14 protein-coding genes are annotated in these 14,319 nt (G+C 60.6%); 12 read left to right on the forward strand and 2 right to left on the reverse strand.

The genetic code is table 11. From position 1 onward, the window contains the following. The first annotated feature begins 147 nt into the window (after positions 1-147). From L085_RS01425 to L085_RS25920, 3 genes are all read left to right on the forward strand, one after another. Complete coding sequence (locus tag L085_RS01425) at positions 148-1,047, forward strand: LysR family transcriptional regulator (RefSeq protein WP_044029783.1); 900 nt, start codon at positions 148-150, stop codon at positions 1,045-1,047. 108 nt (positions 1,048-1,155) lie between these two features. Beyond that, the gene (locus tag L085_RS01430; RefSeq protein WP_044029785.1) at positions 1,156-2,160 is read left to right on the forward strand and encodes a hypothetical protein; all 1,005 of its coding nucleotides are present in this window, start codon (positions 1,156-1,158) and stop codon (positions 2,158-2,160) included. After that, a complete protein-coding gene (locus L085_RS25920) occupies positions 2,157-2,384 on the forward strand; it encodes a hypothetical protein (protein WP_331309266.1) in 228 nt (75 codons plus the stop codon). The genes L085_RS01430 and L085_RS25920 overlap by 4 nt, the downstream gene beginning before the upstream one ends. Positions 2,385-2,544: 160 nt before the next feature. Here the strand turns inward: L085_RS25920 and L085_RS01440 are convergent, their stop codons facing one another. After that, positions 2,545-2,862 carry a hypothetical protein gene (locus L085_RS01440; protein ID WP_044029786.1) on the reverse strand — a complete coding sequence of 106 codons (318 nt, stop codon included), beginning with the start codon at positions 2,860-2,862 and terminating at the stop codon, positions 2,545-2,547. Positions 2,863-3,098: 236 nt separating this feature from the next. Here L085_RS01440 and L085_RS01445 point away from each other — a divergent pair, with 236 nt between their 5' ends. The 9 genes from L085_RS01445 (at position 3,099) to L085_RS01485 (ending at position 12,821) form a co-directional block, all read left to right on the forward strand. Beyond that, positions 3,099-4,469 carry a glutamine synthetase family protein gene (locus tag L085_RS01445; RefSeq protein WP_044029788.1) on the forward strand — a complete coding sequence of 457 codons (1,371 nt, stop codon included), beginning with the start codon at positions 3,099-3,101 and terminating at the stop codon, positions 4,467-4,469. 32 nt (positions 4,470-4,501) lie between these two features. Then, on the forward strand, positions 4,502-4,912 hold the full coding sequence (locus L085_RS01450; RefSeq protein WP_044029790.1) for a GNAT family N-acetyltransferase: 411 nt from the start codon (positions 4,502-4,504) through the stop codon (positions 4,910-4,912). Between the two features lie 13 nt (positions 4,913-4,925). After that, complete coding sequence (locus L085_RS01455; protein WP_044029792.1) at positions 4,926-5,615, forward strand: trehalose-6-phosphate synthase; 690 nt, start codon at positions 4,926-4,928, stop codon at positions 5,613-5,615. 484 nt (positions 5,616-6,099) lie between these two features. Next, positions 6,100-7,821 carry an ABC transporter permease subunit gene (locus L085_RS01460; RefSeq protein WP_033641724.1) on the forward strand — a complete coding sequence of 574 codons (1,722 nt, stop codon included), beginning with the start codon at positions 6,100-6,102 and terminating at the stop codon, positions 7,819-7,821. A gap of 15 nt (positions 7,822-7,836) precedes the next feature. Then, complete coding sequence (locus L085_RS01465; protein WP_044029794.1) at positions 7,837-8,628, forward strand: ABC transporter ATP-binding protein; 792 nt, start codon at positions 7,837-7,839, stop codon at positions 8,626-8,628. Between the two features lie 31 nt (positions 8,629-8,659). Further along, positions 8,660-9,742: a porin gene (locus L085_RS01470; RefSeq protein ID WP_044029796.1), complete on the forward strand. Its 1,083-nt coding sequence runs from the start codon at positions 8,660-8,662 to the stop codon at positions 9,740-9,742. A gap of 583 nt (positions 9,743-10,325) precedes the next feature. After that, entirely contained in the window at positions 10,326-11,105 is a 780-nt protein-coding gene (locus L085_RS01475) for an ABC transporter ATP-binding protein (RefSeq protein WP_044029797.1), read from the forward strand. Between the two features lie 111 nt (positions 11,106-11,216). Next, positions 11,217-11,909 (forward strand): MgtC/SapB family protein, encoded by a 693-nt coding sequence (locus tag L085_RS01480; RefSeq protein ID WP_019453282.1) that lies wholly within the window; start codon positions 11,217-11,219, stop codon positions 11,907-11,909. Positions 11,910-11,936: 27 nt separating this feature from the next. After that, positions 11,937-12,821, forward strand: a complete 885-nt coding sequence (locus tag L085_RS01485) for a LysR family transcriptional regulator (RefSeq protein WP_044029801.1) — start codon at positions 11,937-11,939, stop codon at positions 12,819-12,821. 3 nt (positions 12,822-12,824) lie between these two features. Here the strand turns inward: L085_RS01485 and sfnG are convergent, their stop codons facing one another. Continuing rightward, positions 12,825-13,919 carry a dimethylsulfone monooxygenase SfnG gene (gene sfnG, locus L085_RS01490; protein WP_044029803.1) on the reverse strand — a complete coding sequence of 365 codons (1,095 nt, stop codon included), beginning with the start codon at positions 13,917-13,919 and terminating at the stop codon, positions 12,825-12,827. Positions 13,920-14,319 lie beyond the last annotated feature (400 nt).

Here is a 14,319-nt window from a genome sequence, read left to right on the forward strand (position 1 = left end):
GGCGCAGGGCGAAATGCCCTGGCTTGCGTGAGGGCATCTTCAGGTCACAAAAATGATTTGTTAATTTTGTTTTTATGCCGTATTCATTTAGAATTTTTATTAATCACTCGTTAACTGACAATTAACAAAGAGTTAACGCCAACCAAAATGAAAATGAGCATCAAACAGTTACGCGCGTTTTTAGCGGTAGCTCACACTCTGAATTTCGCCCAGGCCAGCGAGCGGCTGAATATTTCTCAGCCGGCGCTCAGCCTGGCGATCCGTGGGCTGGAAGACGCGCTGGGCGGGCCGCTGCTGCTGCGCACCACCCGCCGGGTGACGCTGACGCCGGAAGGAGAAACCTTCTTCCCGATGGCGCGCCAGCTGCTGGCGGATTGGGATAACGCGGAAGAGGCGATGCGTCAACGCTTCACCCTGCAGATGGGCAAGGTGGCGATCGCCGCCATGCCGTCGTTCGCCGGCAACCCGCTGCCGCCGATCCTCAAGGCGTTTCGCGATCGTTACGCCGGCATCAACGTGGCGGTGCACGACGTTATCAACGAGCAGGTGTTTGAAATGATCCGCGAAGGCCGGGTGGAGATGGGCATCGCCTTCGAGCCGGAGCCGAGCGACACCCTGCACTTCACCCCGCTGTGCCGCGATCGCTTTCTGGCGGTGGTGCCGAAGGATTCGGCGCTGGCACGCAGGGCGCAGGTGAGCTGGAAGGAGCTGTTGACGCTGGATTTCATCACCCTGCAGCGGCCATCAGCGGTGCGGCTGCTGCTGGAGCAGGAGCTGGCCCGCAGCGGGCGAACGCTGGAGGTGGCGTTTGAGAGCCACCAGCTGGTGACGGTCGGGCGCATGGTGGCCAACGGCCTCGGCGCCAGCGCGGTGCCGGCGCTGTGCGAGCAACAGATGGATGAGCTGGGAGCGGTGTGCGTGCCGCTGATCGGCCCGATCATCGAACGGCGCGTGGGCCTGATCCGCCTGGCGCAGCATCAGCTCTCTTCCGCCGCGCAGGCGCTGGCGACGGTAATCGAACGGGAGATGGCGGGAAGTGGCGGGTAAGGCGGCACCGGTATTTTCAGATGATTCTCCGATCGAGAGCGTGAGCCAGAACCTGTTACCACCTTGTAGAAAATGTTAAGTTTCCTAAAAATAAGGAGGCTTTTCGACATGGAACAGAAGTCCAGCAGCATCGCACCGGGCTATTGCATCGCCCAACAAACCGGCCCGCTCGCCTTCCACGCCAACTACCTGTTCGGAGGCAGGCCATCGGAAGCGGCACGTTTTTTTATGCAGCTCAATGCCGATACGCCGCTGGTTCAACCGGGGCAAATGCTGATCGTCGCCGATCCGCGCAATCATAATCAATCTACGCAGATCGCCGCCCTGATGCAGGCCAAGAGCCGCACCAGCAAAGCGGTGAAAGCCGGTGACAGCGATTTCTCCACCTTCTTGCACCGCAATTACGCCGCTATCGCCGCCTTCACCAGCTATGGGGAAACGGTCGTCGGGCTGGCTTCGGATGCCGGAGAACGCTACTTCAGCCAGATCAAGAATATCCTGGTTGAGATTGAAAAAACCTACCAAAATCAGTTCCGCACGAGTGGCGCGTTGATTGGCACCCAGTTTCAGGTGGAACGAGCGCGGCTGTTCGGTACATTAAAACCGTTACTGAATCGCCTTACTCGTGCTCAACTCAATATGAAAGAGTATGCGCAAATCAAACACGCGCTAGGGCTCTCCAGTAAATCGCTGGTGCATGAATGGAGCACCGCCGGCGTCGGCGCCATCAAGGGTTATTCGAACTACGTCGACAGCGCCAGCCGGGCGGCCAAGTTTATGAAAGCCGGCGGCTGGATCGGCATCGGATTGAGTGGGCTGAATACCACCAACGACGTCTACAACGCCTGCACCACCGGTCGCGAACAGGAGTGCGCTAAGATCGCGGTGAAGGGATACAGTCATTTTGCGGCAAGTACTGCGGCGGGGATTTGGGCAGGGAATGCAGGTGCAGGTCTTGCGATTGCAGCTTGTTCAATTGTGTTGGGTGCAGCAACAGCAGGAACAGGTGTGATCGTTTGTGGTATCGCTGGAGCCGCTATAGGCGGCGCAGCAGGATCCACACTGGGTGGCATGGGTTCCGATTATTTGACGACGTTAGTGGTAGGTGAATGATGAAATTTATCGTCATATCGTGTTTGATATTGCTGGTTTTAAGCGCCTTCATCCAGTTCATTGGTTACCGTCGCCATAAAAAAGAGTTTGATGCTTTCTATCAACGTTACGCCGGCAGCGGACATTTTATTCCGCCCTACGTCGCCTTTGCCGATAGCCTCGGCATGCTTGGAACCTCATTGAAAGCACAGTGGTTTCTTTGGATTCTGAAAAGGAAAAAATAAAAATAAGGGATCAAGTTTGGCTCGATGCGAAAACCTACGATTTCGTGCAAAAAAACGCCTCTCCTGAGCTACAGAAGTGGCTGGCGATGGACTTTAGACTTTTGCTCGTAGAAGCCATTATTACCACCGTGGGCTGTATTTTTATTTATCTCATCAAACATCAAGGTTGAGCAGACGCACTGCTCCCCTCCACCGCCTGCACCGCCGCCTTCTGCGTGGCGCGCTGATATAAGCACAGCTCCTTGCCCGGCTGGTTTTTCATAAACGGCTGCGGGTAGCGCCCGCCGATAAACAGCGCCGAATAGCCGACGTCGTCACCGTAGTGAATAATCTCCCCTTCCACCCTGGCGTTTTTTAGCCCGCTGGCCTTCAGGCAGGCGGCGCGCATCGCCCATTCGCTCTCGGCCCACGCCTGTGGGGAAGACGCGGTGGCGTTGAACGTGGCCAGCGCGGCGATAAGCAGCCCTATTCTCTTCATCGTTATCACTCCTTCCACGGCCCGTCTCGCCAGTATAGACCGTGCCGGCGCGGCCAACCCGCAGCGCTCTTTACGGCATTTTTATTCCGCGCCCCGTTAACGTTACGGCGTTTTTACAGACAGTTTTTGCCGCCGCAGATACCCTTTTCACATCGCCGCTATGGCCTCACAAGAGAGTTGTCTCATGCGTTTATCCCTGCCTCTGGCCGTGACCGGTCTTCGTTCTGGAGCGCGCCATGCATTCTAATATCATCGGGTTCAATCCTCTGCTGGCGGAGCTGCCCGCATCGCCGACGCGCACCTTCCGCAAAGAGCTGGAACACTACCTGCAGCGCTATCCGGATACCGAACAGCTGGATATTTATCTGCACGATCTGAACGGCCAGCTGCGCGGCAAGCGCCTGCCGATCGCCGAAGCCTTTGGCCTGGAAAAAGGCTGCTACTTCCCGCTGTCGATCTACGCCCTGGATCTGCACGGCCGGGTGATAGAAGAAAGCGAGCTGGGGCAGCGGGCGGGCGAGCCGGATCGGCTGTGCCTGCCGGTGCCCGGCACGCTGCGCCCCTGCGCGCGCGATCCCGAACGCCACGCCCAGCTGCTGCTGACGATGCAAAACGCCGACGGCGACGCCTGCGAGCTGGAGCCGCGAGTGGTGCTGCAACGGGTGCTGAAGCGCCTGCACGAGCGTAACTGCTTCCCGGTGGTGGCGGCCGAACTGGAGTTCTACCTGCAGGATCCGCAGCGCCCCGCCGAGGCGGAAGCCTGCCCGACGCAGAGCTTCGCGGTGGATGCGCCCGAGCGCCACCATGCGCTGCTGAGCGACATCGAACGGCACGCGCGGCTGCAAAGCCTGCCGCTGACCGGCGTGGTGGCCGAAGCCGCTTCCGGCCAGTACGAGCTGAACCTGCATCACAGCCGGCGCGTGCTGGAAGCCTGCGACCAGATCATGGCGCTGAAGCGCCTGACGCGGCAGATTGCCGAGCAACATCACCAGCACGCCTGCTTTATGGCCAAGCCCTGCGCCCATGCCGCCGGCAGCGGGCTGCATTTTCACATCAGCCTGCAGAACGAGCACGGCGAGAACCTGCTGACCGGCGCGCCGGGTGAACTGAGCGACAACATGCAGCAGGCGATGGCGGGCATGCTGGCGCTGATGCCGGCATCGATGGCGATCCTGGCGCCCAACATCAACGCGTTTCGCCGCTTCCGCCCCGGCATGCACGTGCCGCTGCGCGCCTCCTGGGGCCACAACAATCGCACGGTGGCGCTGCGCCTGCCCTGCGCCGACAGCGCCAACCAGCGCATCGAATACCGCCTGGCCGGCGCCGACGCCAACCCCTATCTGGCGCTGGCGGTGATGCTCGGCGGCCTGCTGCACGGGCTGGAACACCCGCTGCCGCTGCCGCCCGCCGCCAACGGCTGCGAAAGCGACAACGCCGCGCCCTTGCCGCTCGGCCAGCAGGAGGCGCTGGCGCTGTTCCGCCACAGCGATCCGCTGCGCGAGCTGCTCGGCCCGGCGTTCTGCACCCTGTGGCACACCTGCAAAAGCGCCGAACTGCGCCGCTTCGAGGAACAGGTCACCGCCGTCGAACTCGGCTGGATGCTGTAACCGTCCACTGATTCGTTAACTTAAGGATAATCATGAACATGCAACCGCAACGGGCCACCGCACAGCCGCTGCTCTGCTGGCGCAAAGGCGTTTTTCATATCAGCACCGATCGGCAGTTGTTGGATATCGAGGCGATCCAGCGTTTCCTCAGCCTGCCGGATCGGGCGGCGGCGGAACGCCTGGCGCGCCACGGCCTGTGCTTTGGCCTGTACCGCAAACGCCACCAGCTCGGCTTCGCCCGCCTGGTGACCGATTACGCCACCTTCGCCTCGGTGAGTGAGCTGTTCGTCAGCGCCGAATACCGCGGCGTCGGGCTGGGAAGTTGGCTGACGCGCTGCTGCCTGGCGCACCCGGCATTGCGCGGCCTGCGCGTCACGCTGCCCGCGCTGCAAGCGCCCTGGCGCGCCGATGGTTCGGTGCACGCCCCGCGCGCCCTGCACTGATAAGGAGAGTCCGATGTCTCGTTTGGTGCTGATTTCCAACAAACAATGCGACGGCAAGGATCTGGCCTGCGCCGGCCGGACGTTGGCGGCCGACGCCGAACCGGGGCTGTGGCTCGGCTGGAACGGCGACGTGCAGAATTTCGCGCAGCGCCCGATCAGTTGCCGCCAACGCGCCGGTTACGATCAGGTGACCTTCCCGCTGTCGATCGAGGAGTTTCGCCGCCACTATCAGGGCTACTACCACGACGGCCTGTGGCCGGTGTTCCACAACCAGCCGGAGAAGGCGCACTTCACGCCGGAAAACTACCGCGCCTACCGGCAGCTGAACTGCCGTTTCGCCGATATCGCCTGCGAGCACCTGTGCCCGGGCGACATCGTCTGTATCGACGACTACCAGCTGCTGCCCTGCGCCCAGGCGTTGAAGGAGCAGGGGCTGCTGAATGCCTGCGCGTTCTTCTTCCACCTGCCGTTCCCGTCGGCGGCGCTGCTGCGGCGCATCCCGGAACATCGCCAGCTGATCGCTTCGCTGCTGTTCTACGATCTGATCGGCTTTACCACCACGGACGATCGCAACGCCTTTCTCAACTGCCTGGCGGCCGAGTTTCCGCTGGAGATGCTGCCCGACGACCAGATCCAGGCCAACGGGCATCTCTTCGCCACCGGCATTTTCCCCGCCGGCATCAACGGCAGGCAGGTTTATTAATGTTACGGCGCGCGCGGTATTCAGGCGCGTCGTTTTATTTCGCTGCGATTTATTTCCAGCACATTTACCGCCATCAAAATAGGTTATTTTATTTTCTGAATATAGCAATTAAAAAATGAATATTCATCCTGTTACATATCAACCGTAAAAACCGCGCGCCGCCAATTGCTTTTTATTAGCAAAACACATTACCCTCTCCATGCCATATTTAAACCGAGGAGGGCCCTATGGGCGATGAAAGTTTTAGTTTTACGCTAATGCTATTGGGCACCTTTCAGTAATGCCATCCACGTTGCATTCTGAAAGATACGGAATGCGGCAACTGCTCCCCTTCTGACGGCCTTTCCCGCTCTGCCTGCCCGCCCATCGCCCCGCTGCGAAAACAACGTTTGTCTCAACCGCTGTGGCGGTATTTATCTGATGTCGCCGGGCCTATTCCCCGAGCGCCGACGGATTTCTTATGGGAAAAATAAGGTATTGCGTTATGCAAAATAACCGGGGTACATCTGTTTTCAGAAAGTCTTATTTAAATGACTTTATCGTTATCGCCATCGGCGTTTTCTTCATTGCCTTTTTTATTCGCGCATGGGGCGACATGCACGGCGACTTCAATGAACAAAACGTCTCTGCCATTAGTCTCGATGCCTGGAACCTGCTTTATTATTCGCTCAGAACCAGCATGCGTTTTCTCCTCGGCATGGCCTGGTCGTTGCTGTTTTCTGTGGTGTTCGCCGTGCTGGCCGCGCGCTATGCGCCGCTGCGCCGGGTGATCCTGCCCTTCGTCAACTTTATGGAGTCGGTGCCGCTGGTGGGGTTCCTGACCTTCACGACCGTGTACTTTCTCAACCTCTACCCACACAGCGTGATGGGGCTGGAGTGCACCGCCATCTTCGCGGTGTTTACCGGCCAGGCCTGGAACATGATGCTGACGCTGTATCAGACGCTGCGCATCGTGCCCAAGGAGCTGGACGAAGCCGCCCGCAGCTTCAATTACAACCCGTGGCAACGCTTCTGGCGGCTGGAATTCATCTATTCAGTGCCGGGCCTGCTGTGGAACGCCATGGTGTCGCAATCCGCCGCCTGGTTCGCCCTGGTGGCCTCCGAAGCCATTCCGGTCGGCGATCGCTCGGTCGAACTGCCCGGCGTCGGCTCCTATATCGCCGAAGCGCTGGCGCAGCAGAACGTGCCGGCGATCCTGTATGCGATCGTCGCGCTGGCCGCCAACATCGTGCTGCTCGATCAGCTGGTGTTCCGCCCGCTGGTGCGTTACACCGCCCGCTTCAAATACGAAGACGTCACCGCCAATCGGGCGCTCGGCAATCCGTGGTTTTATAACAGCCTGGCCTTCTCGCACGTCGGCGCGGCGCTCGGCCGCACGCTGCGCGCGCTGGCTGACCTGTGGCTGTTCAAGCTGCCGCGGCTGTGGTACGCCCTCGGTCTGCACCGCCTGTTCAGGCTCGCCGCCAAAGGCAATTGGCTGTGGCGCAGCCTGTGGTATCTCGGCGTGGTGTTGGCCTGCGTGTGGTTCGGTTACCGGCTGTGGGAATACTTCCCCAAACAGTACTTCGCCATGCTGCCGGAGTGGATGCTGCTCACCACCGCGCGCGTGGCCGCGGCCATGCTGCTCAGCGTGGCGATCTTCACGCCGCTGGGGGTGTGGATCGGCCTGAATCCGCGCCTGGTGAAGATCTTCCAGCCGATCATCCAGATCCTCGCGGCCATTCCGCCCAACATTTTCTACCCGCTGATCGCCGCCTTCATCGCCATTTATCATCAGGATCTCGGCTGGTGGGCCATTCCGATGATCATGCTGGGCACCCAGTGGTACGTATTGTTCAACGTGATCGCAGGCGTTTCCGCCATTCCGACGCAGATCACCGAAGTCAGCGAAACCTTCGGGCTGCGCCGTTTCCGCTGGTGGCGCTACTACATGCTGCCGGCGATCTTCCCCTACATCGTGACCGGCATCATCTCCGCCGCCGGCGGCGCCTGGAACAGCGCCATCGCCGCCGAAGTGATCCAGTGGGGCAGCACAACCCTCAGCGCCACCGGGCTGGGCGCGTTCATTTCTGTCGTCACCGACGCCGGCAAAAACCCGGAGTCCGCGCTGGGCTGCGCCGCGATGTGCGCGCTGGTGGCGCTGTGCATCATCTTCGTCTGGCAACCGCTGTATCGCATCGCGGAAACCAAATTCAAATATGACTGATCAAGGGGGAACCACATGGTGACTCAAGACGTGATTATTAGCGCCCGCCGGCTGAACAAAACGTTTATCGGCGAAAACAAATGCCCCAAACCCGTGCTGCGCGACGTGTCGCTGACCGTGCACGCCGGCGAGTTCGTCACCATTCTGGGGCAATCCGGTTCGGGCAAGTCCACGCTGCTGCGCATGCTGGCCGGGCTGATCCCACCGGACAGCGGCACGCTCACCCTGGCGGGCAAGCCGGTCGACGGCCCGAGCGCCAACGCCGGCATGGTGTTTCAATCCTACGCGCTCTACCCCTGGCTGACGGTGTACGACAACATTGCCTTCGGCCTGCTGGCGCAAAAGCTGCCGCCGCAGACGATCGCCGAGCGGCTGGAGGCGCTGCTGCGCCTGGTGGGGCTGACCGGCTATGAGCACGCCTGGCCGCGCGAGCTGTCGGGCGGCATGCGCCAGCGCGTGGGCTTCGCCCGGGCGTTGGCGGTAGAGCCCGATGTCTTGCTGCTGGACGAGCCCTTCTCCGCCCTCGATATCTTTACCGCGCAAAAACTGCGCAGCGATCTGCTGGTGCTGTGGGGAGACAACCGCCTGCGCACGCGCGCCATGGTGATGGTGACGCACGACGTCGAAGAGGCGGTGCTGATGTCCGATCGGGTGCTGATCCTGGACGCGACCAGCAAACGGATCGATGACGAATTCAGCATCAATATTCCCCGCGCGGCGCGCAACCGGGACAGCCTGCGGCACCTCACCGATCGGATCCGCAGCTGCCTGTACAAAAAAATCGCGCAGGCGCAACCGGCCGGATAAGGCCGCATTTTCGTTAACTCAGGGTAGTGAAATGAAACATAAAAGCTTACTGATGGCGCTGGTCATCCTGATGCCGGCGGCCGCCGCCGGGGCAGAAATCGTCAACAAAGACGGCAATAAACTGGATCTGTACGGCCAACTGAACGGGGTGCATTACTTCAGCAGCGATGCCGACAATAACGGCGATCGCTCCTACACCCGTTTCGGTTTCAAAGGCGAGACGCAGATCGCCGACGGGCTGACAGGGTATGGCCAATGGGAATATCAGGCGGGGCTCGATCAGCCGGAAAGCGCCGGGCCGGGCAATAGCTATACCCGGCTGGGCTTCGCCGGGCTGACGTTCGGCCGCTGGGGCAGCCTGGACTACGGCCGCAACTACGGCCTGCTGTATGACGTGGCCGGCTGGACGGACGTGCTGCCCGAATTCGGCAACGACAGCTACGAAGCGGCCGACAACTTCATGACCGGCCGCGCCAACGGCCTGCTGACCTACCACAACCGCAGCCTGGGCGGGCTGTTGGACGGTCTGGATCTCGGCCTGCAATATCAGGGGAGGAATCGGGGGGACGACGCTCTGCGGGCGAAGGATATTCAGACGCAAAACGGCGATGGCTACGCCTTTTCCGCCACCTACGACACCGGCGCGGGGCTAAACTTTGGCGCCGCCTACGCCAACTCTGCGCGCACCCTGGCGCAGCAGCGCTTCGGCCTGGCTGACGGCGATCGCGCCCGGGCCTGGACGCTGGGGCTGAAATACGATCTGGACAACCTCTACCTGGCGGCCAGCTATGCGCGCACCGAAAACATGACCTATGTCGACGGCGATCGCTACGCCGGCTTCGCCCCCCGCGCGGACGCCGTCGAGGCGGTCGCGCAGTATCACTTCGATTCCGGCGTCACGCCCTCGGTGGCCTACCTGCAAACGCGCGGCCGTAACCTGCCCGGCATCGGCGACGCCGATCTGGTCAAATACCTGGATCTGGCGCTGAACTACAGCTTCAACGCCAATATGTCGACCTACGTGGAGTACAAGCTCAACCTGCTGCAACGGCAGAACGCCGTCGGCGCTGGCGCCGACGACATTGTCGAAACCGGCATCATGTATCAGTTCTGACCCGATACCGGCCGCAGCGCGCTCTGCGGCCGGTTCATTATTTGTCTTGCGCCCGCCCTGTTATTCTATCGTTTAATTCAGGTTTATATTTCCATAAAATAGCGCCTATATTCATTCTCATGATTTTCGTTGACACCCCGTTTAATAAATAAAGAAAAACTTCCCCATTCATATTAAATTACATTTTGCCGCGATAATTCCGCCTAACCACATTGAATCACAGGCAATATCACGCGTATTATGGCCACACGAAAAATAACGGGGAAATGATATGGACGGCGACAGTTGGTTGTTTATTTTATTGTTGGAATCGCTGAGGTCACAGGAGCAATAGTCATCCCATTGCATCCTGAAAGTGTCAGGATATGCGTCAGTTACCACATCCCTTCGCTTTACCCCTTCAGCGCATGGCCTCCGCGCACGCCGCTCCGGCGCGCCTGACAGGCTAATCCTTCCAGCATACGCTTATTAACAGTCCGATAACGCTCAGGCTTATTTGCGCTCGCATTTATTTTACCCCTGCGCGGCGATAACTATCGGCCATTTTTCCATGCTCATATTTTTAATTGAGTGGAGAAACATCATGATGGTAAAAAAAACCACACTGCTGACGGTTAATAACGTCAGCAAAAGCGTTCAGCCTACCGGTAAAGAAAAACGCCTGGTGCTGAATGAAATCAACCTGCGCCTCTACGATAACGAGGTCGTCAGCATTTTGGGGCAGTCCGGCTCGGGCAAATCCACCCTGCTGCGCATACTTTCCGGCCTGATCGCGCCAGATCTGGGCACCGTGATGCTGGGGGATAAAAAAGTCTCGGGGCCGAATCCGCAGATCAACATGGTGTTCCAGACCTTCGCCATTTTCCCGTGGCTGAACGTCTATCAAAATATCGCCTTCGGGCTGCAGGCGCAGGATCTGCCGCCGCAGGTGGTCGAAGCCCAGACGCTGAAAATGCTCGATCTGGTCGGGCTCGCGCCCTACCGCGACGCCTACCCGCGCGAGCTTTCCGGCGGCATGCGCCAGCGGGTCGGCTTTGCGCGCGCGCTGGCGGTAGAACCGATGCTGCTGTTGCTGGACGAGCCGTTTTCCGCGCTGGACGTCTATACCGGCGAACACCTGCGCAGCGATCTGCTGCGCATCTGGAGCACGCGCCAGATCAAAACCCGCTCCATCGTGCTGGTGACCCACAGCGTAGAGGAGGCGGTGATGATGTCTGATCGCATCTTCCTGCTGGGCGCCGGCACCCTCGACGGCTGCTATCACATCGCGCAGCGCCGCGAGACGCGCACCCGCGAGGGGATGCAGCCGCTGACGGACAAAATCAGCGAGACGCTCAGCCGGCAGATCGCCGCCGCGCACTGAGCGCCGCCCTGACCTGGCGGGACGGATCCCGCCAACTTAACTACCTGTTTATCAAGAGTCACCCCGCCACGGGTGGCTCATGATAAGCGGATAATACATCGAGTTATTATCATGCATTTCATTCATACACTGCTGACGCTGCTGACCGCGTCCGTCCTGGGCGCCGCCATCGGCTACGAAAGACAATTCCGCCAGCGCACCGCCGGGCTGCGCACCAATACGCTGGTGGCCACCAGCGCGGCGATCTTCGTCCACCTGGCCATGACCATCGACGGCAGCGGCGGCGCGGTGCGCGTCATCTCCTACGTGGTCTCCGGCGTCGGCTTTCTCGGCGCCGGGGCCATCATGAAAGAAGGGATGAACATCCGCGGCCTGAACACCGCCGCCACGCTCTGGGGCTCCGCGGCGGTCGGCGCCTGCGCCGGCTGCGGCCTGTACGGCGATGCGCTGGCCGCCACGCTGTTCGTGCTCGCCGCCAACACCCTGTTGCGCCCGCTGGTCAATATGGTCAACAAACAACCCTTCAATGACGTTAACGGCGAATCCACCTACCAGATTTGCGTCATTGCCTTTGAGCATGAGCAGCGTGAAGCGCTGGCCAAATTCAAACAGGTGCTGCAAGGAGAAAACTGCTTTATCTCGCATCTGGATATCGAACCCTTTGGCGACGACGACGTGGAGATCACCGCCACGCTGATGCCGGCCTCCGTCACCACGCCGGTGCTCGACCAGACCATCAATAAACTGCTGAACGACAGCATGATGAAACAGGCCTATTACAGCCGCATCGCCGGCTCCGGCTAATGCCTTTCACTTCCAGGGAGATCCACCATGAAAACCATGCCGAAACTGGCTCATCTGACGATGTTCAAAGACATCGTTCACTGCGGAAGTTTGCACGATGCCGCGAAAAAACTGGCCGTCTCGCAACCGACGCTCAGCCGGGTGCTCAAAGAGCTGGAAATGTCCATCGGCGCGCGGTTGCTGGAGCGCAGCAACCGCGGCGTGCGCCTGACGGCGGTCGGCGAGTTGTTTTACCGGCGGATAGACGCCGCCACCAATCAGTTGCTCAGCGCGTTTGACGAGCTGCGCGGCATGAGCGCCGGCGGCGAGAAGCGCCTGCGGGTGGGGATGAGCGTCGATCCGCTGCTGTGCTACCTGCCTCAGGTGCTCGAAGGCTTCAACCGCCGCTACCCGCATACCCGGGTGACGGTGGTGGAAGACGGCCCGGAAGGCCTGCTCGCCCGGCTGAGAAACTGCGAGCTGGATTTGGCGGTCAGCAGCCTGAACGGCGCGGCGGGCGGTGCCGATCTGACCATGCAGGCGCTGAAGAACGAGCGCTTCTCGCTCTATCAAGGGGGCGACCTGAGCGCCGCCGGGCAGCCGCCGGCCGAAGCCAAATGGGTGGTGCCGCGCTCCTGCTCGGTGGGGCACGCCGCCATCCGCGAGATCGCCGAGCGTTACACGCCGCACGGCCAGATCGTCGAGACCGACTCCTTTCTGGCGACCTGGTGCCTGGTCAGGCAGCAGGGCTATATCGCGCTGCTGAGCGATCGGGTCGTCGCGCACTACGCCCCGCAGCTGCACCTGCAGAAAATCCCGACGCAGGGGATCGACATCAGCGCGCGCTTTTATATCTTTACCCGCCATGAGCCGGCCACGCCGCCGCTCAGCGCCGCCTTTATCCACCTGCTGCAAACCCTGCAAACGGGTTAACGCTCAGGCCGCCGCCCGCTGGCGCTCCAGTTCGCGCACCAGCGGGATCACTTCGCGGCCGAAGTACTCCACCTCTTCCTGGAAGTGCAGAAACGCCAGCAACAGCAGATCCACCCCGGCGTCTTTCAACGCAATGATGCGCTCGGCGATCTGCTGCGGCGTGCCGATCAGGTTGGTTTTAAAGCCGTCGTTATACTGCACCAAATCTTCGAAGGTGGACTTGGCCCAGTTGCCCTCGCCCTCGGGCGAGGCCGCCCCGGCGTTTTTCACCTCGTGCCCGAAGCCCTGCACCGCCTCCGGGTTGGCGTGATCGATGATCTCCTGCAACACCGCCTGCGCCGCCTGTTCGCTCTCGCGGGCGATGACAAAACCGTTCACCCCCACCTTCACCCGATGGTGATTGGCCTGCGCCTTGCTCTGGATGTCCTCCACCTGCCGGCGAATGCCCTCCACGCTGTTGCCGTTGGTGAAATACCAGTCCGAGACCCGCGCCGCCATGTCGCGCGCCGCGCGTGAGCTGCCGCCCTGGAAAATTTCCGGCAACGGCGCCAGCGGCTTCGGCTTCAGCGAGTAGTCGCGGAAACGGTAGAAATCGCCGGCGAAGGTGAAGCTGGGCTCAGTCCAGATGCCGCGCAGGCAGCGGATAAACTCTTCCGAGCGCAGGTAGCGCTCCTCATGATCCAGCCAAGGCTCGCCGATGGCCTTGAACTCGCCGCGGAACCAGCCGCTGACAATGTTCACCGCGATGCGCGCGTTGGAAAGATGGCTGATGGTGGCGATCTGTTTGGCCGCCAGCGTGGGGTTCCACGGCCCCGGCAGCAGTGCGGCGATCACTTTCAGCTTCTCGGTGGAATCCAGCAGCGCCTGTGAGAACGACACCGATTCGTGCTGGTTCTCCGCGCCGTAACCGGCGGTGAAGCGGATCTGGGTAAGCGCGTAGTCGAAACCGGCGCGCTCGGCGATCTGCGCCAGCTTGCGGTTATAACCGATGTCCCAACCGGTGCGCTGCGGGATATTGCTGATCACCAGGCCGCCGGAAACGTTCGGCACCCAGTAGGCGAACTGAATCGGCTGCTGCGAGTGGTTTGCTGCTGACATGCTTCTCTCCCTCTGACCGTCGGCGCCGTTATGCGGCGCGCATATAACCATTATTGATTTACAAATATTGAAAACCTTGTTTTGGTTATAAAACCGATAGCAGGATGCGTGCCAACCGCCGCGTTAAGGCATCTGGCTGAAAAACCGGGCGTTTAAAGCCGGCGGGTGCGGGCGGGTGCTGCATTGGCAACAGCGGCTGACGGGCGGCTGTTGGTTATGCAACAAACCGCTCACCCCGCCAATCCAACCGTTCACCCGGCGGATCTGACCGCTGAGCGAAATACGCCTGTCTTCCCCCCTTACCCCCGGCGATGATGAGCTGTTCCTAAACCCGCCTTACCTCGGGAAAGACGCTACGGCTCACCGCGCCACTCTGACATCTCTTACAAGCGGATGAGTT

The sequence above is a fragment of the Serratia sp. FS14 genome (assembly GCF_000695995.1).
GTDB lineage: Bacteria > Pseudomonadota > Gammaproteobacteria > Enterobacterales > Enterobacteriaceae > Serratia > Serratia nematodiphila.

Bases quoted from the DNA above. Each gene is read 5' to 3' on its own strand.
- L085_RS01425 (WP_044029783.1), top strand. From the start codon at position 148: ATGAAAATGAGCATCAAACAGTTACGCGCGTTTTTAGCGGTAGCTCAC.
- L085_RS01430 (WP_044029785.1), top strand. From the start codon at position 1,156: ATGGAACAGAAGTCCAGCAGCATCGCACCGGGCTATTGCATCGCCCAA.
- L085_RS25920 (WP_331309266.1), top strand. From the start codon at position 2,157: ATGATGAAATTTATCGTCATATCGTGTTTGATATTGCTGGTTTTAAGC.
- L085_RS01440 (WP_044029786.1), bottom strand. From the start codon at position 2,862: ATGAAGAGAATAGGGCTGCTTATCGCCGCGCTGGCCACGTTCAACGCC.
- L085_RS01445 (WP_044029788.1), top strand. From the start codon at position 3,099: ATGCATTCTAATATCATCGGGTTCAATCCTCTGCTGGCGGAGCTGCCC.
- L085_RS01450 (WP_044029790.1), top strand. From the start codon at position 4,502: ATGAACATGCAACCGCAACGGGCCACCGCACAGCCGCTGCTCTGCTGG.
- L085_RS01455 (WP_044029792.1), top strand. From the start codon at position 4,926: ATGTCTCGTTTGGTGCTGATTTCCAACAAACAATGCGACGGCAAGGAT.
- L085_RS01460 (WP_033641724.1), top strand. From the start codon at position 6,100: ATGCAAAATAACCGGGGTACATCTGTTTTCAGAAAGTCTTATTTAAAT.
- L085_RS01465 (WP_044029794.1), top strand. From the start codon at position 7,837: ATGGTGACTCAAGACGTGATTATTAGCGCCCGCCGGCTGAACAAAACG.
- L085_RS01470 (WP_044029796.1), top strand. From the start codon at position 8,660: ATGAAACATAAAAGCTTACTGATGGCGCTGGTCATCCTGATGCCGGCG.
- L085_RS01475 (WP_044029797.1), top strand. From the start codon at position 10,326: ATGATGGTAAAAAAAACCACACTGCTGACGGTTAATAACGTCAGCAAA.
- L085_RS01480 (WP_019453282.1), top strand. From the start codon at position 11,217: ATGCATTTCATTCATACACTGCTGACGCTGCTGACCGCGTCCGTCCTG.
- L085_RS01485 (WP_044029801.1), top strand. From the start codon at position 11,937: ATGAAAACCATGCCGAAACTGGCTCATCTGACGATGTTCAAAGACATC.
- sfnG (WP_044029803.1), bottom strand. From the start codon at position 13,919: ATGTCAGCAGCAAACCACTCGCAGCAGCCGATTCAGTTCGCCTACTGG.